Raw genomic sequence first — 21381 nt, 5'->3', positions numbered from 1 at the left:
CAATGGAGGTGCGTTCATGAAGGTACAACGCAACAGAGCAGCAAAATCAAGGAACAGATTTTCTCCGATTCAGGCATTTGTATTTTTCTTCAGTGCACTGTGTATTATCTCGCTGGCAGTCATTGGTTCGAATGCATATCCGGCCCAGACGACTCTGGTCTGGAAAGCGCCCACCGCCAACGAGGACGGAACCCCGATAACCAACCTCGCAGGGTACCGGGTGCACTACGGTACAGCTTCCCGATCCTATGCGCAGAAAATCGACGCGGGTAACGTTACCACGCACACGGTAACTAATTTGGCGGAAGGAACGACCTACTATTTCGCAGTCACTGCGTACAATGTATCAGGCCAGGAGAGCAAATTGTCGAATGAGATCAGCAGGACTATCCCCAAACCGATTCAGCAGTATCTCCTTACGGTCAGCAAAGCCGGAACGGGTTCAGGAATGGTGACCTCTTCTCCTGCCGGGATAAGTTGCGGTTCGGATTGTACCGAATCATATAATTCAGGCGCATCGGTCACATTAACGGCTGCGCCGAATGCGGATTCCACATTCAGCGGATGGGAGGGTGCATGTTCAGGCATGGGTTTATGTACCGTCACTATGAATGCTTCAAGAACGGTTGCGGCGGTGTTTGCGGTAAAGACATATACTATGACGGCCAAAGCCTCGAACGGGGGTATCATATCTCCCTCAGGTACTTCGGTGGTCACGCATGGTGCGAGCAAAACCTACAGCATTTCCGCAAATGATGGATATCTGCTGTCGGATGTGAAAATAGACGGAATCTCCGCAGGGGCGGTTGCTTCCTATACCTTTACCAACATTACCGCACCCCACACCATCGAAGCGGTCTTTGAGAGCGATCCTTACGCCCTGAATGTTGTGGATAACGGAGACCCCGGCACTTCATATACCGGCACGTGGAGCATATCAGGAGGGAAGCATCCGTACGGGGCAGACAGCCTGTGGTCGCGCAACGGTACAACGTATACCTGGCAGATCAATCCCCCGGTACCCGGAATATACGAGGTGATGATGTGGTGGTCCGGCTGGCCATCCAGGGCGGCCAGTGTTCCGGTAACCGTTACCTATCAAGGGGGCACGGAAAGCATTACAGTAAACCAGCAGAAGGATTCAGGAATGTGGAACAGCCTGGGGAAATATTATTTTCAGGGACCCGGGAGTGTAACGGTCACCGCGGCAGACGGCGCAACCGTGAGCACCGCTGCGGATGCAGTGGCATTTCAGTTCATCTCGGATTATGCGGAGGAGATTGTGATAGACAATCGCGACAGCCGAACTTCCATGACAGGCGTATGGGATGTCTCGGGCGGGGCAAGCCCTTATGGAAACGATTCGGTCTGGAGCCGCAACGGGGCCACCTTTTCATGGCATTTCAGTCCGTCCTATACCGGTGCATATGATGTATCGATGTGGTGGACCGCATGGTCGTCAAGAAGCGCAAGCGTCCCTGTGGATATCGAGCATGCAGGCGGGAAAACACGGGTCAGTGTCGACCAGCAGAAGAACGGCGGCGTCTGGAACAATCTGGGGACGTATTACTTTAATGCGGGAGTACGGTATAAGGTAACGGTGCTGTCTCAACCATATCCGACGAGCACCAGTGCAGATGCGGTAAAAGTCACCCTGATTCCGTGAGGAAAAACGGATAGAAACGGTATTTTGTGAACAGGTATGAACAAGTGTACCTGTTCATATCGAAAAAATATCCCAGTCACCCCGGTTCCGGAGGTGATTGGGATATGCAGCACATTCCCATGCACATCTGCGGCAAAAGAACTACTCATCCCTGAAGCACAGACTTTGATTTCATGCCGTTACACATTATCAGTTCTGACCTTTGCGCAGCTTATCGGGCTGCCCTGTTTGAGCACGATGATAAAGGCTGCGGAAAGGATACCAATACCCGCCGGCTAATTAACCAGACCTCAAAAACTCAGAATCCATATCTGTCCAGCAGGTTCCTGAAATATGCGATTGTTTTGTCCAATCCTTTTTCTAATGACGTTTCCGGTTCCCAGAGCAGTTCCTGCTTCGCCTGTGTTATGTCAGGCTGCCTGCGTTGCGGATCATCGGGGGGTAGGGATTTAAAAATAATTTTGGATGAGGAACCGGTTAATCTGATTACTAACTCAGCAAGTGCTATGACGGACACTTCTGCAGGGCTGCCCAAATTAATCGGCCCCGTGAGATTATCAGCACTGCTCATAAGCTTCATTATGCCTTCTATCATATCATCAACATAGCAGAAACACCTTGTCTGCTGTCCGTCGCCGTAAACTGTGATGGGTTCTCCTTTCAGTGCCTGCATTATGAAACTGCTTACCACCCGACCGTCATTAGGGTGCATTCTCGGTCCGTATGTATTAAAAATGCGCGCTATTTTAATCTTCAGTCCATGTTGCCTGTGATAGTCAAAAAAGAGCGTTTCTGCGCAGCGTTTCCCTTCGTCATAGCACGCACGCGTTCCGGTAAAATTCACGTTTCCGGAATAATCTTCAGGCTGCGGGTGAACTTTCGGGTTTCCGTAAACCTCTGAAGTCGATGCCTGAAGAATTTTTGCCCTGAGCCGTTTTGCAAGCCCGAGCATATTAATGGAACCGTGGACGGACGTTTTGGTTGTCTGAATGGGATCAGACTGGTAGTGTATCGGTGAAGCAGGACAGGCGAGGTTGTAAATTTCGTCGACTTCCACATAGAGCGGAAATGTGATGTCATGCCGCATTATTTCAAAAAAGGGATTTACCAGAAGATGGGCAATATTGGATCTCCTCCCTGTGTAAAAGTTGTCGATACACAATACCTCTTCGCCTCCATTTAAAAGTTTCTCACATAAGTGAGACCCGAGGAATCCTGCTCCGCCTGTGACGAGAATTCTTTTGCCCAGGTAGTTTTTCATAATGAAATGGTATCTCTCCTTGAATCAGTAAGATATTTTGCCTGCCTCAGAGCTTTCCGAAAGGCAAATGGGCTCAGAGTCGCTCCCATCAATTCGTTCAGAATTAAACGTCTTGAAAACCCGTTTGGCCGAAGCAGACGGCGAACAATCCACCATCCGAGCCATTCGTAGATCGAAAAATGCAGGAGTGACAGGCGGCTCACGGTGCGATTGCGTGCGCATGTGAGTAAATATGCACCAAAGGCGCAACCGTTGGAATGAATTTGCCTTCTCAAAGATGAATTGGACCGCCTGTGGACATGCCAGACTACCGCGGCAGGCTCATACAACAACGTGTAGCCGTGTGCAAGAATTCTGTGAAACATTTCAATATCACCTCCGCCTTTACTGGGTGTCCCGACATCAAGTGCCACATCGAAGGGATGAATTACTTCGAAGAGTTGACGGCGGAAGGCCATATTGGCGCCGACCCCGAAGTTACTGGACCAGAGCAATTCGCGTGTTGTCAGTCCCTTTCTGTTGAAAATCCGGCGACGGAACCCCTTGCCCATTCCCCCATAGCCGATCTCAAAATTTATTTGCGCCGTGGTCTCCAGTTCAGCAGGGACTACCAAACCGGTTACTGCCATTACGTCTGGTTCGGCAAAAGCTGATGCAATGGCTCGCAGCCAATAGCGATCAGGCATTGCATCATCATCAGTAAAGGCAATAATGCCGTGACGTGCTTCGGAAAGTCCGCGGTTACGTGCCCAGTCGAGGCCGGGATGATCTTCGCGAACATAGCGGACCGGGAGGTCAACTGCCAGTTGAGCGGTTTTTTCATTTGATGGAGCGTTGTCAACTATAATGATCTCATAATCAGGATAGTCAATGGTCATGAGCGACTGAAGGCAGTTTGCAAGCTGGGCAGTTCGATCGCGGGTGCACACAACGACGCTGATCGGCGGAAGCCGGGAATTGTCGGGTGCTTTATAATGCATTTGATCCATTATTGCCGCAAAGCCCATTTTATTCCAGAGTTGCTCAATGATAGTCTCACGGAGGCTTTCTGCAGAGACTGAAGGCTGATGCGTGCCGTTATTGAAGTATAGCCAACTGAAAGGTTTTCCATGATAACGCACTAATATGTGGAGGCATTCGTATCTTTCGATTCCCCAGATTGGCTTCATATCTGCTGACAGCTCGAGATCAAGCACTTTTCTGGGCATTCTCTTCTCCTGAATATTGTCGGTAATGGTGCAACCGCTGACAAGAAGAGTTGTCGGCTCTGCTCATGACCTTCTCAGCGATAAGCGCTTTCAGCAATGGTGCAGCAAGTTCATTTGCCAATATTTGGCGCAGATGTTTGCCGGAAAGCCTTTCAGCACAGGGGTTTGGCGGTATGTGACCTATCGGACGCTTGCCATACAGGATATATGCGTGTTCAGGACGTTCCTGATCAAGTAGCTCCTCTGCTTCCTCAATACCATTGCTGAGATCTATTTCAATGCATGAATAATTTTTATCAGCATAACCCGGCCTGCAATGTGTGAAATTATCAAATGCCTGCACAGTATTTGATTCATCGGAAACTCCCCGCCAATACCAGTAATAATGCTGAATATTATGGAGCTGATGCCATCTGTTCCTCAGCTTCAGCCATTCCAGCAGAGCAGACACGGTCTTCAGTCGTACTGCGAATCTGTCAGCCAATCCTGGTAACCTGAAAGCAATTCTCAAGAGAGTTCTTTTAATAAAAGAGCCGGGCATTCTGAGACCTGAAAAAGGAAGAACAGGAAGGAGATTCGGGTAATAACGTCCGATAAGCACATCTGCGCGTCCTTCTTGATACACACGTGTCAAATGGCGAGACAGGTCAGACGTTTCATGGTGATACCCGATAGCGTTGGGTTCAAAAACAAAAGATGCGTCAATGCTCATCAGGCGTATGCCAAGTTCATAGTCTTCTCGGCACCGAAAATCCTGATTGAATCCATTTGCTTTTCTAAAGAGGTCGGTTTCGAGTGAAAAGTTTCCGCTCAAAAGATCAGAGTAGATAAACCGGTGCCCGGGCGTTTTCATGGATGCTAACTTGTCTTCCCACCATGAACGAAGTCCCATGCTGAATAAGTCGATCGGACCCTCAAGCACGGGGGGCGAATAGCCAATAACAACCTGCCTGGACCGGCCATAATGGCGGAGAGCATGCGTTTCAATCAAAGAAGGCGTTGACTCAATATCATCGTCCAGGAACAGCAATATCTGCCCCATGGCATTTGCTGCGCCATGATTGCGGGCGACAGCGGCACCTTTGGGCGATTGTTCAATAACACGCAGGACAAAAGGAGCTGCGTATCCCCTTAGCAGTTCTATTGTCCCATCAATGCAACCATCTGCGACAACTATTACTTCAAGATTTTTAAGAGGATACGTTTGATTGCAAAGTGCATCGAGTGTGCGCTTTAGCGAGGTTTTGCGATTATGGGTAGGAATAATTATGGAGACCCGGGTATTATTGACCATTGTTTCTGTCTTTTTCATATACTCGTCTGCGCGATGATAAATAAGCAAAAGGACCGGCAATACATCCACGTAATTCACTCAGAATAAGATCCATCGGGAGTCTGTCGGGCCGGAACAGGAAAGCGCGGACCACTCTGTGAATTTGCTCATGCAAAAACCAGTTCCGTGCCAGTCTGAATACGTTAAACTCGCCCCGAAGCAGACAGCTCGTCCAGAAAGCATATACCCCTGCTCCATACCCGTAAAGTGTCCTGCGCAGTTCCTCCATGGTGCGCCGGTGGCGGTGCCAGCAGAGGGCTGCCGGTTCATAGACGATACGATATCCATGACATAGAATTCGCGAAAATATTTCAGTATCGCCTCCCGAATGGGTTGGTGTGCCACAGTCAAGTGCCTCATCAAAAGGGCCAACCAGTTTCAGGATATGTGTGCGCAAAGCCATATTCGCCCCTGCCCCAACCCTTCCAGGCGCAAGAGGGTTTATGTTCGATTTCGTGAATACGGTGCGGCGGAACCCCCGTCCGAAAGGACTGTAACGTTCAAATAATTCTTGTGCTTCGGTGTGAAGCTCCCGTGGCATTGTAAGCCCTGTGACACACATGACTAAAGGATCTGCAAAGTTGCGCAAAAGAGCCCTTAGCCATCGATGATCCGCAACTGCATCGTCGTCGATGAAGGCAACAATTTCATTCTTCGCTTCACGGAGCGCACGGTTACGGGCAACATTGAGCCCAATACGGTCCTCCCTCACATAGCGGATATTGCTGAATCCCTGTACAAGATAATACGTATCGTCTGAGGACGGACAATTATCGACGATCAATATCTCTTGGCCATCGTCCGGTAACCTCATGAGGGACTCTATGCATTGCTGCAGATCTCCGGTACGATTTCTGGTGCAGACTGCAATTGTCGCTGATGGTGGTGCATAGCTTGCTGCATTCAGATTGTCAAATCCTATATAGTCGTTCAGCCAGTATTCCCAAAATGGCCAGTCAGACATGCCCATGAGAGCGTCGCACAGAGTAGTACTGCTGATCTTCCCGTTGATTAGGGGCAGTGAGAGCTGACCGACCGGCTGTCCCTTGAACCGGACAAGCACAAGTGCCCGGCTGTTGGGTTCCAGTCCGGTAATCTCAGGAGGAATCTGTGTGCATTCTATATCAATAACTGCGGTAGGCATAAGAAATTAGCCCAGATTTCATTAAAAAACGGGATGAGGCATTTCAGACAGATATGATTTTATCGCTGTGTGAAAACCCTTTGCAGGTTTCTTCTAATCAGGATCATGCCGACCATCTTGGGTTCACAGAAATTACACCGGTAATATTTGAGGCGTGTTCCTGCTTCTCAACGACGTGCAGGACATGCATCTGCCAGTGGTAGTCATAGACAAAATCCCAATTGCAGGGATAGATACCCACATTTATAAAATACTGTCCTGAAAGCAGGTGAAGTTCCGGTATATGACAAATGAAACGACCATGTTCTTCGGGCGTTCCGAACATGGCACTGGTGGAATTCAATGTCGCCTCAAAACATTTCACATTCTTGGTGCTGTAGATTCCCAGGGTAAGAGCCATGTCAGATACGGGCTTAACAAGTCGGTATTGAAGCTCGAGAGTGAGAGCTTCCCCGCTCAAGATACTGTCGGTTGCGGTACCCGAGTTGTCATAAATATTCACCGCATGTATGAACGCCTCCTGGGTGCCAAGACGGCTTCCCCTTTCCGGTAGAGCATGCTGTCGTATCTCACCGGAGAGGTTCTCTGCTCTTCGCTCAGATCTTTGTCGCATGAGATCATGATAGCAGCTGATGGCACTCTCAGGATCTCCCTGCATGGCAATGCGGCCTTCCTCCAGAACAATCACTTCGTTGCACAAAAAGCGTGCCTGTTCCATGTCATGGGTTGCGATAATGAATGATTTCCCCGCGTCACGGAGTGCGTAGAGACGGTCAAGGCATTTCTGCTGAAAACGGGAATCACCTACTGCCAGAACTTCATCGATGATCAGGTAATCCGGATCGAAATGGATAGCAGTCGAGAAGGCGAGACGAAGATACATTCCGCTGGAGTAGGTTCTGACCGGCTGATCGATGAATTTTTCAAGCTCTGCAAAATGAATTATCTTCTCCTCAACGGCTTTCACCTGTCGTGTGGTGAGGCCGGACAAAAGACCTCCCGTCATGAGGTTTTCACGGCCGGTCATGTCGATATGAAACCCGCTTCCCAGTTCAAGAAGGGTTCCTATATTGCCCGGGCGAAGGATATATCCCCTGGTGGGTTTTCCCAGACCGCAGAGAAGGCGCAGCAGGGTGCTTTTTCCCGCTCCATTATGGCCGATGAGACCTAAAACCGTTCCCTTTTTTACCGAAAAGGTGATATCACGCAGGGCCCAGAGATCGCTGACCGAGTCATGGTATTTATTGAACCTCTGAATTACCGCGTCTCTGATGGTGCGGGGACGGTTTTTTTGGATGCGAAAACATTTTGAAACATTCTCTACAACTAAGCCGTTCTGCATGGTTTGTATTTCAGAATGGTTTTATAATGCATCAAAAATATCAGGAAAACGGCGTTTATAGATGAGGAACCCGAACACGCAGATAATGACACTGATCGCAGCAGACAACAGGAGAGGACCCCATTCGGGAGCAGAGCCATAAAATATCACCGACCGGTAGCTCTGGATAAGAACTGCAATGGGATTCAGGGTAAAGAGCAGTTTAAAGTTGCTGCTAATAGCTTCAGACCGGTAAAATACGGGAGTCAGATAAAACAAAAGCATAACTCCCACGCTCACGATCTGCTGTATATCGCGGTAAAAGACATTCATTGTTGATATGATCATTCCCAGTCCTATTATCAGCAGGCCCTGTATGAGAATCAGCAGGGGAAAATATATGAGAGAGAGGGATACATAATGATCATAAAGGGCGAGCATCAGAAAAAGTACCGGAAGGAATATGAGATATGCGAGCAGATTCGAAAGAGTATCAACAACTATCAGAACCAGCGGGGCGAAGTTCGGCTTTCTTATCAGGTCCCGGTTTGCAATAAACAGGCTTGCAGATGAATTGAGGCAGGAGCTGAACCATACCCAGGGGAGCAGCGCACAAAAAACAAAGGCGGGGTACGCATCTATATTCAGAGGTACGACTTTCCCGAACAGGAACACAAGCACAAGCAGCTGAGAAAGCGGGAAAAGAAGATACCAAAGGATGCCTATAACGGAACCTTTGTAACGGAGATGGAAACTGCGTTTTACGAGATGCAGCACCAAATCAGCATTGTATTCAAGTGATCTCATGCCCCCCCGGTTTCTCTGATTAAGAACTGCACAATATTATTAACTGCTGTTATCCCGAATCAATGCAGAGAGATAATGTTTCATTCTTCTTATTCTTGAAAAATTGGCTTCGCCGCAAAGGGCGGAGCCAAGAAAAAAATAATTTCTTAATATGAAGGGATCAGCCCTGACAGCCTTTTTCAGCAATTTTATCCCGTTTTTCATGTCTCCAAGGATGCATAGCTGAACTCCGAGGGGCAGCAGACTGTTCCGATAGAAGGTATTGTTCAGAATGAAGTCGTTCCCGTATTTTTTTGTCAAATCCTCTATTCCCTTTGCCCTGAGCGGAGTATTGTTTGTGATCCTGTTCAGATGGACGTTATACCTTACAAGGCTCTCCCCTATGTAATCAAAATGAAAAAACTGTGCAATTCTTATCCACATATCATGATCCAGCCCGTACGCGATATCCTCATCAAATAACCCCACTTTTTCAATGCAGGCTCTTCTGATCAGCACGGTCGACGGAGTTCCAATGAAGTTTCTGCGTATGATGTCTTCATAGACGACACCCTTGTTGGAAGGAAGTTTGATCGACAGAACATTCTGACTATTTTTTTCTATGACCGAATAGCCGGTGTAGACAAGGCCGACGTTATCTGCAGCATTATCAAGAAGATCAACCTGCTTGGATAATTTCTCCGGCGACCATTCATCGTCATCATCAAGGAATGCGATATAGATGCCCTTGGCCTGCATTACCCCGGAGTTCCTGGAGAATGCCTCCCCTTTGTTTTTTTTGTGATTTACATAAATCAGCCTCTTCTCTTTAAACCCCTCTGTGATATCTCGTGTCGCATCAGTTGAAGCATCGTCAACTACAATTATTTCAAAATCCTGAAACGTCTGGGCTAAGACACTTGATATTGCCGAGTAAAGAAAGTCGGCACGATTATAGGTAGGTATAATTACGCTGACCTTTGGCATAGCATTTCTTGAGATACGATATTATTATTGTTCCCGGGAATAGAGAAAAGTTACCTGTCCTTGCAGTGCAATATCATGCAAAAAATCGGCTTGCACGTGCGCTTCAGACGGTAGCGTAAAAATGCCTTCTTGATCTTGGCGGAACGGGATAAATCTGCCTCTTAATGAAAAAAAATGGTAAGTAACCGATTATATAAAAAAATCATTCGGATGTCTGAATGACTCAACTCCTCACTCAGACATCCGGTGTGATCTGTTAGGGCAATAACTGGGGAGACCCTGGCGGAGGTACAGGTGCAGGATCAGGGGGTGGTGGTGGGGGTGGCGCCGGGGTGGGTGTGACACAATTTGGGCATACTGCACAATCACTGCACACAGGTTCCACAACTCTGAGTTTATTGAGTGGTATGGCACTTATGTCTCCAATTTGAGTACCCCAGGAACTCGAGATTTCTGCGAAAACATAATTATATCCAGGCCCGGTATTTTCAACAAAAATCATTCCATATGCCTGCAAAGCCTTACAAATTCTTTTTCCAAAAACAGTCAAATTCAGTGAATTGCAATCAACAGAAGGATCTAATTGTAATCGTTCCCCCAGTTTCATTGCATAGATTCTTGCGCTTATGCCCTTCCTATAATTTCCGCTAGGATAGATAGTCATATGATCTTTATCAGTTTCGGCATTATAGGAAAAAGCCAGTGCATGATTGATTGTATCTGTAGAAACTTCTTGATAGGTCAGTAGACCATGTAAAAGAGGGACCGATGCTGCTCTTTGGGAACTGCGATTATCAAATGGATAATTTATTCCATTCCCCTGCAAATCCCATTTTCTCATGGTTTTTGTTGACCATTTCCCATTGCAATAAGAAGCCCCAAAAAATTCCCATGACCATTTATTATCGCTGCTAATGACAACCATATGTCCATCCCGATATTGCCCAGCACAAGTGGCAGAATTGCCTGCTGGCATACAACCTTGAGGAATAGGAACCTTATCCCATCCCTGAGAACGAATATACTCACCATGTAGTGTGCTCTTAACCTCAACTGCAATAATTGGGGTATTCGCTGCTGCATAGCAGACGGGAACACTCCAATCCTGTCCCTGATTAACATACATTGTCGATGCATTCAAGAGAATATCTTTGACAATGTTTGCAGAATCTTTATTAAGGATTGGATTCGAAGGTACTTTTTCATGCCAGGTATTCTGAGTTTTAAAAAATTGCTCAGCGTATATTTCTTTGCCCGGAAGTATTATTAATAGAGCAAAAAACACTGCATAACATACTTTCAGAGCATTCATCCTATGGTATTTCTTTTTCATATAACCCTCCTTGGAAAAAACCTTATAAATATGTTATCAGAAATCCATGTAAATGCAATGTGATTATGCTCACACGGCTATTCATCACTCGAAACGAAAATAATTTAGCCCAATTTTCTGATTATTGCGAGATGGTGTGTACAAAGAATTGGCAGTTTTTCAAGAATATGGCAGAACGTTAATGAGACGGGGGCAAGAAGCCTTACCAGCGGGGGTGCTAATGTCAGGAAATATATCTGAATATCATACCCTTTGAAAAGACTGCGAACCTCCTGCTGCTTCACACCCCTTACATTCGGATTTCGGGGATTGTTTACAAAAAAATCATACCAGACAATGATGCCCTCATGCTTCAAGACCCTTTTCATCTCGTCGGCAATATTCTTTTTCATGTCTTGATCGAAGATAGAGGTGAATACTGTATATTGTAATACAATATCGAAAATTGCATCCTTAAACGGTAGACTCGATGCATCTCCGCATGTAAAATGGAGATTCGGAGATAGTCTGGAGGCTTGTTGGATTCTGTCAGGAAGGAGGTCTATCCCGAAGCAATTTTCTGGCGATGCTCCATATTGAATGAAATTCCTCAGTGTGTTGCCGTCTCCACATCCTATATCAAGTATCTTTTTATCTTTCAGGTCTGAGAATCCTTTCGATTTAAGTGTTTTCAATACTGCCTGCTCCCTGCTCTGTACGATAAAAAGATGCGAGGGCGAGAAATATGAATATCGATCAGGAGAAATCTCTTCTTTTCTGCGCGCATACGTTTTTTTGATACGATCGATTTCCTGCCGGGTCTCCATATGATTACCTTGACAGGGACATGTCCTTCAGCCTGTTCGCACGGTGTTTTTTCAATAGGATGAAATCCATAATTCCTTTGAGGTACCCCCATCCATAACTCAAATGGATCGCAAGAAACACAAATGGAAGAACTATCAGATAAACTATGCCTTTTTTGGTTGCGATTGATGCGGAAAAGAATATGTTGCAAATCAGATGGATAAGAAAAATCGACAAGAACACATAAAAGAAAAATATATGCACAAATGAGAGTGCACCGAAAGTAATCAGGCTCAGCATAAAAGCAGGTGGTACCAACTGCCTCAGGGTGAAAATTTTCCCAATTTTTTTTGCCGCCAGAGGCTTAAAGTACCCATATTGAAAAAACATTTTTGCAATTTTTCGGAGAGAATCCCGTGCATGATAGAAAGAGATTATATCGGGAGCAAGAAGTATCTTCCCCCCGTTCGCGATGAGTCTTGCATTGAATTCATCGTCCTGATTCCGGATCAGATCCTCGTCAAAAAGGCCGATTCTGTCAAATACCTCTTTCTTGTAGCATCCGAAAGGAACAGTGTCTACAAGTTCAGGTTTTTTTACGCCTAATCTGTAGTATGCGTTGCCTGCGCCAAAAGGGTGTGTGAGTGCCAAAGCGATTGATCGGGCAATAACAGTATCTGCACCGGGTAAGGTAATCCAGATGCCGCCTACATTATCGACATCGTATTCCTTCAGATATCGAACACTTTTTGAAATATAATCACTGTTATATATATTGTGGGCATCCATTCTGATGATTATTCTGCCCAATGCATGTCTGATGCCGATATTCATAGCCGATGGGACAATTTTCCGGTGGTTATCGAACACCCTGATAAAGGAGAACTTTTCCATATAAGTCTTTAACGCGGATTTGGTAGCATCTTCACTCATCCCATCTATCACGAGAATATCCAATTTATCCTTCGGGTAATCGTTTGCGAGAATCGAGTCAAGACATTTGCCGATAAACCTTGATTCATTTCTGCATGGAATGACGATAGATACTAAAGGGATATCCATAAAAGTGCCGTAATCAATTGATATTAAACAATATTGAATAATTACTTCTCATCTCAATACGCTCATCAAGCCGAACAACCAAAATAGCTTTACCCTGAGGGGTTTTTGGAATTTCCTGAACCTCAATTATATCTATAGCGAATTTCCCCACTCTTTCCGTAATGTCGGCTCGGACAGCTTCGGCGTCTGCAGACTTGTACTTTGATCCGGGACGCACAAGAAGGAAGGCATGCCCTGGTTTATCCTGAACAAGCTGCGCAGAATGAATGGAAGGACTTCTCCTGAATGCAGACAGCCGGCCAACTTTTCTGCCGTCGGCGGTGATAAGATAGTCATCCACGCGTCCTGTTAAATCAGTAATTATCGGGTTGGGATTCCCACATGAACAATGTTGATCCTCTGCCCATGCTGCGTAATCTCCTACGCGGTAACGGATTAACGGCATTGCGTCATTTAAAAGGCCTGTTGCGACAACTTCTCCAATCTCTCCGGGTTGGCAATATGATCCGTCTTGCCTCAGAATTTCTATAATCCCGATCATCGGAATGACATGTTTGCGACCGCTTGGGCATTCCATCGCCATTGCCACTCCTTCGCACTGTCCATAATGGTCGAAGCATCTGCATTGAAAATATTTTTCGATACTGTGGCGCATTCCAGGCAAAAGTGTGTCACCGCTCACTATAACCGCTTTGAGAGGATACGGCTCCAGACCCCTTTCCAGAGCGTTTTCAGCCAGCGCCGCAATCGCCGAGCCGTAGCCTGTTATCCATTGACTCTCATATTTTCTTAATGCGTCAATATAAGCCTGCGAAGATTTTTTTGAAATATGATAACTGGACAAATACAGTTGCTTCCAGTTTTTGTTATAACGCCAGTACGGAGGCTTGCATGTTTCGCCTTTTACAATAGGACGCCCCCCCATCATTGCACGTGGAATTTCCTGCGATACACCTGCAACATGTCTGACCATGAGTTCTATAATGGCCCACCATTGTGCAACCATCGACATCGGCCAATATATTCTGAGCGCTGTCCCGGTTGTCCCACTGGTTTTCTCCAGCCAGAGCGATTTGGGCGTGAGACCATTGGCGAGAAAATTCATCTCATTCTGCCTGATCGACTGCTTTTCCAGTAAGGGCAGCAGATAGAGATTATCTTTAGACTGCACGATATCCGTGTTATGATGCTTGTAACTTTCCCTGTAGAATGGTACTTTGCTGCTAATGGATTGAAGAATATAACGCACCCGATCATTCTGCCACGATTCAATCTCGGGAAAAGGAAGATTTCTAAAATCTGTCAGCCATTGTTTCCACGTATGATATTCGTGACCATAGTAGATTCTGTCCAGATGCTTTGCATATATGCTCAGCACCTTTTCCTGGAGGAATACCGGGAACCGCCAGTATAATTCCATTTTCCAATCGCGTAGCATTGCTCAATGGATCGAAGAGAAACTGATCAAAATTACACCTGAAGCATTCAAAATGCTTTTGAAGGAATCACTCATAAGCGCATTTAACTCAATTTCCCTTTCGAATACATATTCACCCAAAAAGCTGCTGTTCTCGTCGACATATCCGGGATGCACAACGATTTCAAGAATTCCCTGTGGCAAATCCTTAAATATCTGTTGAAGCTTCCTTAAGGCCGTATCATGATCAAGACCGAAAGATATTAATGAATCATATCTGTCAGCCAGATTAAAGCCGGATCGTCTGAGTCCTTTTTTCTGCACAAAGAGGTAGAGAGATATCAATGTTTTTCTGGGACTGAGCAGGCGGGAAAAGTCAAATTTCCTCTGCAGAAAGGACCGGAATGATTTTATGCCAAATTCCTGAGCTATTTCCACACCTATGTTTTTAAAAAAAGGATATTTGAGAAATGACTCGTGAGAGTTGATATGATCCGGCTGTATCCCCATATCAAGAAGACGGCTGATTTGAGCTCGAAGTTCAAAAGCCACCTCCTGTTTGGATACAGACCGGAGGTTCATTCGTCTTATCAGTTCCGGTAAGGGATGAAAATTGCCATTTTTATTGATGAGTGTTGGGATTTTGGCGGGCTCTGCAACCGGTTTCGCGAGAGTTAGGTTCAAATGTATTCCTACCCCTACCGTATCTCTGAGTTCAGTGATATCGGTATAATAGGGCATATTGCACATAACGGAAGTACTTGTGATGATTCCGGCCCCTGCAAGCCGGAATATGGCTTTGTTTACTCCATCGGTAATGCCGAAATCGTCAGCATTGATGATAACCCTGGGAGAAGATCGTGTACTTTTGCGATTCATGTGTATATCAGTTCATTGTAGAGCTTCAGGAGTTTCTCTTCTTCCTTATCCCAATTATATTTATTCAACACAAGGGATTGTCCTTTCATTCCCATCTCCTCAGCTCTGACCGGGTTGTCCAGCAGAAAAACAATCGCGTCTGCATATTTCCCGACATTGTCCGGCTCGACAGGGATCGCGCAATCCTCGCCTATAATGAATTGCCGGGAAGGTGGAAGGTCAGACAATACGACCGGAAGTTTACATCCCATGAATTCAAACAGTTTCAATGGAATATTCTTCATAAATTTCTCATATGGCGGGAGAGGAATGATGCCAATCCGTGCATTCATTAAATAATCATATATATTCAGGTAATCGGTATAGGGCAAAAAGTCGAAATTCGACGTTAATTTTCTCTTCATCAATGCCGCTCTCGCCCATTCCTTGACCGGTCCGTCTTTGGCAACAATCCCCCATTTGTTCGGAATATTGTCTGTAGTAAGCTTTTCTGCGATATTCATCATTCTTTCAAAATGGTATTGTGGCAAAGTGCCGTGATAGAAAAGATCATATTTTCTTTCTTTCCACGGAATCCTGTTGCCATCTTTAAAAAAATCCAGTGTGGGAAAGTTGAAGACAGTGATGTTATTTTTATGCCGGAAGCTCTCGGCAATATAATTATCATTGGGAATGATACCGTCGAAGAATTTCACAGCAGAATGCTCCAATATGAATATGAAGGAAGAAAGCAAGCGTCTCGTATATTTCGGGATATATGTTTTCAGTAACATATATTCAGGATATGCTTCATGAATGTCATATATGACTTTGGCTCTGGTAAATGCCTTCAGCAGGATTGCCCATGGAATGAAATCGATGTCATGGAAATGATATACCGCTGCCCTCTCTTTCACCGCACTCAGAAAAATACGATAATTTGTGGCAAGAAAACGGGCAAAGCGGTTTCTCGCTGGACCGAACCCGAGAATTCTGATGCCGTCAATTGTCATGTTGTTCCGGAAAGTTCCCATAATTACCACTTCAAATCCGGCCCTGGAAAGTGAACGTCCTTCCTTATAGAAAGAACGCGGATCCAGGGTGTCAACCTTATGAATGATACAGACCTTTTTATTCATGCCCCCGGGGAAATAAGAAGAAATAAAGAAGTGTCAGTGAGGTGAATGGTTGTTTTTGATCTCAACAAGCATGTCATAGAGCAAATTGACATTTTTTTTCACGTCGAAATTTTCATATACCAGTTTTTTTGCATTCGCAGTGCAAGTTTCCCTCAATGCACTGTCATCAAGCATCCGCGTTATGGCATCAGTCAATTTATCGACATTTCTTGCAGGAACTGAAAGGCCGGTAACTTCATTTTGCAGGACTTCAGGAATACCATCGACATTACTTGCTACAACCGGAAGGCCAATGGCCATTGCCTCCATAACAACATTCGGCAGCCCTTCAGCCCAAGTAGGGAGAACAAGGAGTTCCGCAATTTTCATATAATGTGCGACATCTCTGTGAGATACTATGCCTCTGAATTGAACTCGATCCTGTAACCCATTTTCTCTCAATGTCATCATTATATTTTCTTTTTCTATATCTTCACCAATCATTATTAAGTCACAGTGAGGATATTTACCCGCAATATTCGCAAAAGCAGCAGCGATATCATAAATGCCTTTATCACGAGAAATTCTTCCGACAAATAACAGGTATTTTTTTTGAGGATCAAGAGAAAGTTTATTGATAATTATATGTCTTTCAGGGAGATTTTGAAATGCCTCGATATGGATACCTTTATAAAAAGTTTTTACGTTTATTGATTTTTGAGTAAATGAACGAACTTTCATTTCAAGATCCTTGCTTTCGGTAATCACCAGATCGGAATTCTCAATGGATTTTTTTGACAGGAAATAATTTATTTTATTATGATGCGAATATGCATTGACATCAGATCCGATAGCCCAAAAAGCAACGGGTAAATTCAACTTATTTGCCAATCTTACAACTGTGATACCTTCGGGAATCATGTTATAGCCTAAAATGAGGTCAAATTGCTTTTTTATACTAAGATTTTTTACCAAGTGTAATAAGGAGTATTGCGTTAAAATACCATTAACCCCGTCGTAAGATACTCCTTTGAGATTCAACACATAAGGTCTGATGATCTCAATTGAACCTTCTTTAGAAAAAAGTGGATCAATAAACCACTTGTCCCAGTCTTTTTTGAATTTTAACAGAAATTTGGGAATATATGGCCGAGGAGTGATGACGACCAATTCATCCAGTTTGGTGGCCAGTTCTTTCAATAAATTCGCAATAAAAATACCGGATATCGGATGTCTTTTGCAGGGAAACATGTATGAAATGACAAGCACTTTCATGTTATTCACGCATTTTAATCACTTTTGCAGGAACGCCGCCTACAATAGAATAGGGTAGAACGTCTTTTGTAACCACAGCCCCTGCACCGATAATGGCATTTTTTCCGACACGTACCCCGGGCAAAATAATCACACGGTAGCCGATCCATACGTTGTCCTCAATAATCACCGGTTTTTTTATGAATCCCTCGAAGGTTTCCCGGGTATATTTATGGTTCTGCGTGACAATGATGACATCAGCTCCCATCATGACGTTATTCCCGATGATTGTGCCTGAGCCGACCCGGCAATTTTCACCTAGCCCGGAATTGTCCCCGACCGATAGATTGTGACCGAAACGTGCACGATTCTGTATGTTCACATTTTTACCGCATTTCATAATGATCCCTTTTCCGAGAACATATCTGATCCATTTACACCACCGGAATATATAAGGATCGGAATTCGGAAGCCATCGTGGGCCGAGATTATAGAAGAGGTAACAAACGTAAGCGATAAGTTTTCGCATTTGAGAAATCGTTATGAATTGCAGCGCGCTATAATGCTTGCCACATCTTGCTTTGATTTCCACAGACATAGAAATCGTAAAATCTGACAAGCGTATGGAGCTTATACAGTTCCGCCGGATATATACTTTTTTCAGTATACATTCTTCGTAGCAATCCGGAATCAAACAGGGGCGACTGGACTATTTCATCCAATATTTCTTCATGTAATTGATTCCAGACTCCCCTGTATTTTTGTGGTCTTATCGATGTTGATAATCTTTGTCCCTTTAACTTCAGGAGTCTCAGAAAATAGAGAAATTTGGGTACAAGAGCCTCCTGTGCAAGAGAAATAGGGTAATTACTTGCCGGATATTTTCTGAAATCCCTGACTCTCCGGAATCCAGCAAAACAGTGCGCCTTCTGATGTTTCAGGAAATCAAAGGGCAGGCTGAAATAGGAATTCAGCACCTTACTGTCCAGATAGGGAAAAAGATCTTGCACATACTGTTCGGCCGGTAGCATAGCTAACCGGACTCGCTTGTGATTCCGATTCGCAAATCCCTGCAATATGGAAATGTCAGACAAATGTTCACGGGGAGTGATTTTGGCAAAGCTGTCTTCCCACTCTGAAAACGTAACATCCGTCAGTCTAGTATCAGAAGTCAATAAGAGGGATTGGGCCTGGTCAAAAGAAAAGAGCTCCATCTGATTGTTGAGGGTGTATTGTGCAAGCTCTCTGATATTCTTCAGGTATGCCGGGTCAGGATATGTTAGAGAACCGCTTATTTTATCGCCGCTGAATCCGATAAGCAAACTCGGTATGTGACGATCATAACAAAGTTTTCCCAAACGTATGAAACCGAAAGAATTCAGATAATGCCCGTCTGAATACAAAAAGATATTTTTTTGAATGTCATCAAGTGCATTGACGTCAACGTCGTCAGCAATAATTGGTTCCTTATTGAGTAATGAACACAAGTTTAGCGCAATTCTGTCATTAAAGTTATTATCTCTCCAAAGCACAGGAACGAATGGCACTTTTCTGGATACAAGAGCATTAAGTATTACCCTCGAATCATGACCTCCTGATAGCGCAAGACCGAGTTTGACCTGAGATTTATTGTAGACGCGTTCAACATGATCCTCGACTGATTCCATAATCATTTCAACGCAGGCATTCAGAGAGATGCCCTGCATACGATGCGGAATATTCCAATATCGACGGGTTTCCTCGGAGGAATCCCTGAAACTGTTGGTCATACCCGGGGTATGAATCTGTATGTCTTTCAGCAGTGTCCTGTTGCCGATGGGAAAGCCGACCGTAAGGAACTGAAATGCTGCGATTTCATCGAGTGAAAGATTTTTCAGTTTTGAAAAACTCGCAAGATTTGTGGTCACAATGAGGTTGTTTCCTTCCCGCGACCAGTAGAGAATCTTCGTTCCAAGACGGTCTATGAATGTTGTCAGGTGCGTATTCCTGAAATCATATATAAAACCTCTGAAAGAACCGTTAAGTTCCTCGATCGCTTTGACATTCATGCGTCTGAAATTATCTATTATGTGTTTTGCAAGAAGAACATCTTCACCATCAACCGGTTGATGGTAAAGATACTTGTCATAAAAGACACCATCAATGAAGCAACAGCCTTCCTCATCTTCAAAATATGACCATGTTGTCAAAGGAAACGGGGATGCAGGAACAATAAAGCCGAATACAAAATGATCCTTTACTATTATGGTCTTTTTTGTGCCATAATCACCCATGAAGGAATTGAGCCCTACCTGCAGAATTTCTTTCAACTGTGCAGGGGGCGTGTTACCTTTTATTGCCATCCACCCGGTCAGATGACTTGCCGGATGTATTTCCCAGTTATAAGGAGTGGTCGAAGATGATCGGAATGAAGTATGCAATGTATTCGCAGGTTTCAGTGTTCTTCAGAATAAATATCAAATCCGTAAGACAATGCCCATGACAGCCCCCTTGCTACAGCCGTGGCAGCATTCTTCACGTCGACTTCCTCATCCGGAGGAAGTATTTCATATGCAGAACTGGTAGCAAGGTTTACCAGATATGGTCTTGAGTCATGCACTATTCCCAATGGCAGGTGGTGGGGTACGGAGTGCCGGGCGGTGACACGATGGGCTGAGAGAAAGCAAATGCCGGTGGGTGCCAGTAATATATGCGCGCGTACCTTATAAAGTCTTCTTCCTTCAAGAAGATGAGATCGGATGTATGGCTGGAATACTGGCTTCTGGTTTTCAACTGCAGAGTATATCCTGTTTATAAAACCTTTTCGGCGGTATGACTCTCCCGATTGCATTAAAAGTTCGGCTGCATGTTCTGCTGATGATGCTTTCAGAAACAGAATTCCCTTGCCTTCATCATGTCCGGGATATTTCATCACCATATTGGGAAATGGTTCATCCAGGAAGTTCCTGCTGATAATGGGGGAAGCTTCCGTTCGCGGGAGCAGAAGGGCGGGTTCAGGAGAATTCTGCTGATAGATTCTTAATGCCCTGCTGCTTGCGAGTTTGTTCTGCAGCAGATAATCGAGACTGGTGCGGTAAAATTTTGTACGTACCACTAAGGTATCTTCCGTTTTGAGAGAGGGGATTCCAAAACTTTGCCCATACTGTGCGTCTGGAATATATGCATCTTCGACAATACTCAGTTGGACATTATTGCGCCGGGCTTCTTTCTCAAGCTGAGCAGCCATGCGTCTGTTCATATTTGCATGGGTATTATTGACAAACATGAGGTTGCCATATCCCTTTTCTGTTGTGAATCTGAGAAGATTCTGTACGAATGGATCTGTATCATACAAGGAAGAACGGGTGGTGCTCATCCCAAAGTTGAGATTACTTTCAATGAACCAGCAGCCTTCCTGAGACGGAATAAGGTCTATCCCAAGGATAACCCCATACGAGTTATTGCGGGCGTGATCATGCCAGAATCCCCGATATGCTTCAAGCTGAGGGATATGCCGGGCAAAGCAGACCGCATAGTCTTTGATATCCTTTCCACGGGCATCAACGATAGATTGCATTGTTGAATCCGACAGAAGATTATCCCGGCAGCTTCTTTTGAGACGGTACAGGGCATATAGCATATGAGCCGGGCCGCTTTGAGCTGCTCTGGCCAGAATTTCTAATAACGTCTTAAAGCGGTTCATTTGATTGCCTGATATTTTTTTTCTGAAACGCCAGAGTGAACGGGTCAGCATAATATGAAGCCTCCCAAGCTCGTGCCCGGCCATGCTCATCCTGTCATTTATGATAATTGACTGTACAATACGCTTTTGCATATCGTCAGGAAGCGTATCAAACGAACTGAGCAT

The 21381-nt window shown here is 45.0% G+C and carries 18 protein-coding genes; 1 reads left to right on the top strand and 17 read right to left on the bottom strand.

Annotation, left to right across the window (positions count from 1 at the left end; genetic code table 11):
* Positions 1 to 16 precede the first annotated feature (16 nt).
* Positions 17 to 1666 carry a fibronectin type III domain-containing protein gene (locus AB1552_07865; protein ID MEW6053688.1) on the top strand — a complete coding sequence of 550 codons (1650 nt, stop codon included), beginning with the start codon at positions 17 to 19 and terminating at the stop codon, positions 1664 to 1666.
* Between the two features lie 298 nt (positions 1667 to 1964).
* Here the strand turns inward: AB1552_07865 and AB1552_07860 are convergent, their stop codons facing one another.
* The 17 genes from AB1552_07860 to AB1552_07780 all read right to left on the bottom strand — a co-directional run bounded on the left by AB1552_07860 (position 1965) and on the right by AB1552_07780 (position 21381).
* Positions 1965 to 2927, bottom strand: coding sequence for a UDP-glucuronic acid decarboxylase family protein (locus AB1552_07860; protein ID MEW6053687.1), 963 nt, complete (start codon positions 2925 to 2927; stop codon positions 1965 to 1967).
* Positions 2924 to 4135: a glycosyltransferase gene (locus AB1552_07855; GenBank protein ID MEW6053686.1), complete on the bottom strand. Its 1212-nt coding sequence runs from the start codon at positions 4133 to 4135 to the stop codon at positions 2924 to 2926. Before AB1552_07855 ends, AB1552_07860 begins: the two co-directional genes overlap by 4 nt.
* On the bottom strand, positions 4116 to 5447 hold the full coding sequence (locus AB1552_07850) for a glycosyltransferase (protein MEW6053685.1): 1332 nt from the start codon (positions 5445 to 5447) through the stop codon (positions 4116 to 4118). Before AB1552_07850 ends, AB1552_07855 begins: the two co-directional genes overlap by 20 nt.
* Positions 5419 to 6612, bottom strand: a complete 1194-nt coding sequence (locus AB1552_07845) for a glycosyltransferase (GenBank protein MEW6053684.1) — start codon at positions 6610 to 6612, stop codon at positions 5419 to 5421. The genes AB1552_07850 and AB1552_07845 overlap by 29 nt, the downstream gene beginning before the upstream one ends.
* A 103-nt stretch (positions 6613 to 6715) precedes the next feature.
* A complete protein-coding gene (locus AB1552_07840) occupies positions 6716 to 7954 on the bottom strand; it encodes an ABC transporter ATP-binding protein (GenBank protein ID MEW6053683.1) in 1239 nt (412 codons plus the stop codon).
* A 21-nt stretch (positions 7955 to 7975) separates the two neighbouring features.
* Positions 7976 to 8740 (bottom strand): ABC transporter permease, encoded by a 765-nt coding sequence (locus AB1552_07835; GenBank protein MEW6053682.1) that lies wholly within the window; start codon positions 8738 to 8740, stop codon positions 7976 to 7978.
* Between the two features lie 39 nt (positions 8741 to 8779).
* Positions 8780 to 9706: a glycosyltransferase gene (locus AB1552_07830; protein MEW6053681.1), complete on the bottom strand. Its 927-nt coding sequence runs from the start codon at positions 9704 to 9706 to the stop codon at positions 8780 to 8782.
* 256 nt (positions 9707 to 9962) lie between these two features.
* Positions 9963 to 11039: a hypothetical protein gene (locus AB1552_07825; protein ID MEW6053680.1), complete on the bottom strand. Its 1077-nt coding sequence runs from the start codon at positions 11037 to 11039 to the stop codon at positions 9963 to 9965.
* Between the two features lie 104 nt (positions 11040 to 11143).
* Positions 11144 to 11713 carry a class I SAM-dependent methyltransferase gene (locus AB1552_07820; protein MEW6053679.1) on the bottom strand — a complete coding sequence of 190 codons (570 nt, stop codon included), beginning with the start codon at positions 11711 to 11713 and terminating at the stop codon, positions 11144 to 11146.
* Positions 11714 to 11849: 136 nt separating this feature from the next.
* On the bottom strand, positions 11850 to 12887 hold the full coding sequence (locus AB1552_07815; GenBank protein ID MEW6053678.1) for a glycosyltransferase family 2 protein: 1038 nt from the start codon (positions 12885 to 12887) through the stop codon (positions 11850 to 11852).
* A 13-nt stretch (positions 12888 to 12900) separates the two neighbouring features.
* Positions 12901 to 14265 carry a hypothetical protein gene (locus tag AB1552_07810; GenBank protein MEW6053677.1) on the bottom strand — a complete coding sequence of 455 codons (1365 nt, stop codon included), beginning with the start codon at positions 14263 to 14265 and terminating at the stop codon, positions 12901 to 12903.
* A 63-nt stretch (positions 14266 to 14328) separates the two neighbouring features.
* The gene (locus AB1552_07805) at positions 14329 to 15183 is read right to left on the bottom strand and encodes a ChbG/HpnK family deacetylase (GenBank protein ID MEW6053676.1); all 855 of its coding nucleotides are present in this window, start codon (positions 15181 to 15183) and stop codon (positions 14329 to 14331) included.
* Positions 15180 to 16301 (bottom strand): glycosyltransferase family 4 protein, encoded by a 1122-nt coding sequence (locus tag AB1552_07800; GenBank protein ID MEW6053675.1) that lies wholly within the window; start codon positions 16299 to 16301, stop codon positions 15180 to 15182. The genes AB1552_07805 and AB1552_07800 overlap by 4 nt, the downstream gene beginning before the upstream one ends.
* Positions 16302 to 16334: 33 nt before the next feature.
* Positions 16335 to 17555 (bottom strand): glycosyltransferase, encoded by a 1221-nt coding sequence (locus tag AB1552_07795; protein MEW6053674.1) that lies wholly within the window; start codon positions 17553 to 17555, stop codon positions 16335 to 16337.
* A gap of 1 nt (position 17556) precedes the next feature.
* Entirely contained in the window at positions 17557 to 17934 is a 378-nt protein-coding gene (locus AB1552_07790; GenBank protein ID MEW6053673.1) for an acyltransferase, read from the bottom strand.
* 157 nt (positions 17935 to 18091) lie between these two features.
* Positions 18092 to 19876: a hypothetical protein gene (locus tag AB1552_07785; GenBank protein MEW6053672.1), complete on the bottom strand. Its 1785-nt coding sequence runs from the start codon at positions 19874 to 19876 to the stop codon at positions 18092 to 18094.
* Positions 19877 to 19968: 92 nt separating this feature from the next.
* Positions 19969 to 21381, bottom strand: a complete 1413-nt coding sequence (locus AB1552_07780) for a hypothetical protein (GenBank protein ID MEW6053671.1) — start codon at positions 21379 to 21381, stop codon at positions 19969 to 19971.

Source organism: Nitrospirota bacterium, from assembly GCA_040754395.1.
Classification (GTDB): Bacteria; Nitrospirota; Thermodesulfovibrionia; order Thermodesulfovibrionales; family SM23-35; genus JBFMCL01.
This window is presented reverse-complemented; position numbering and strand designations above follow the sequence as displayed.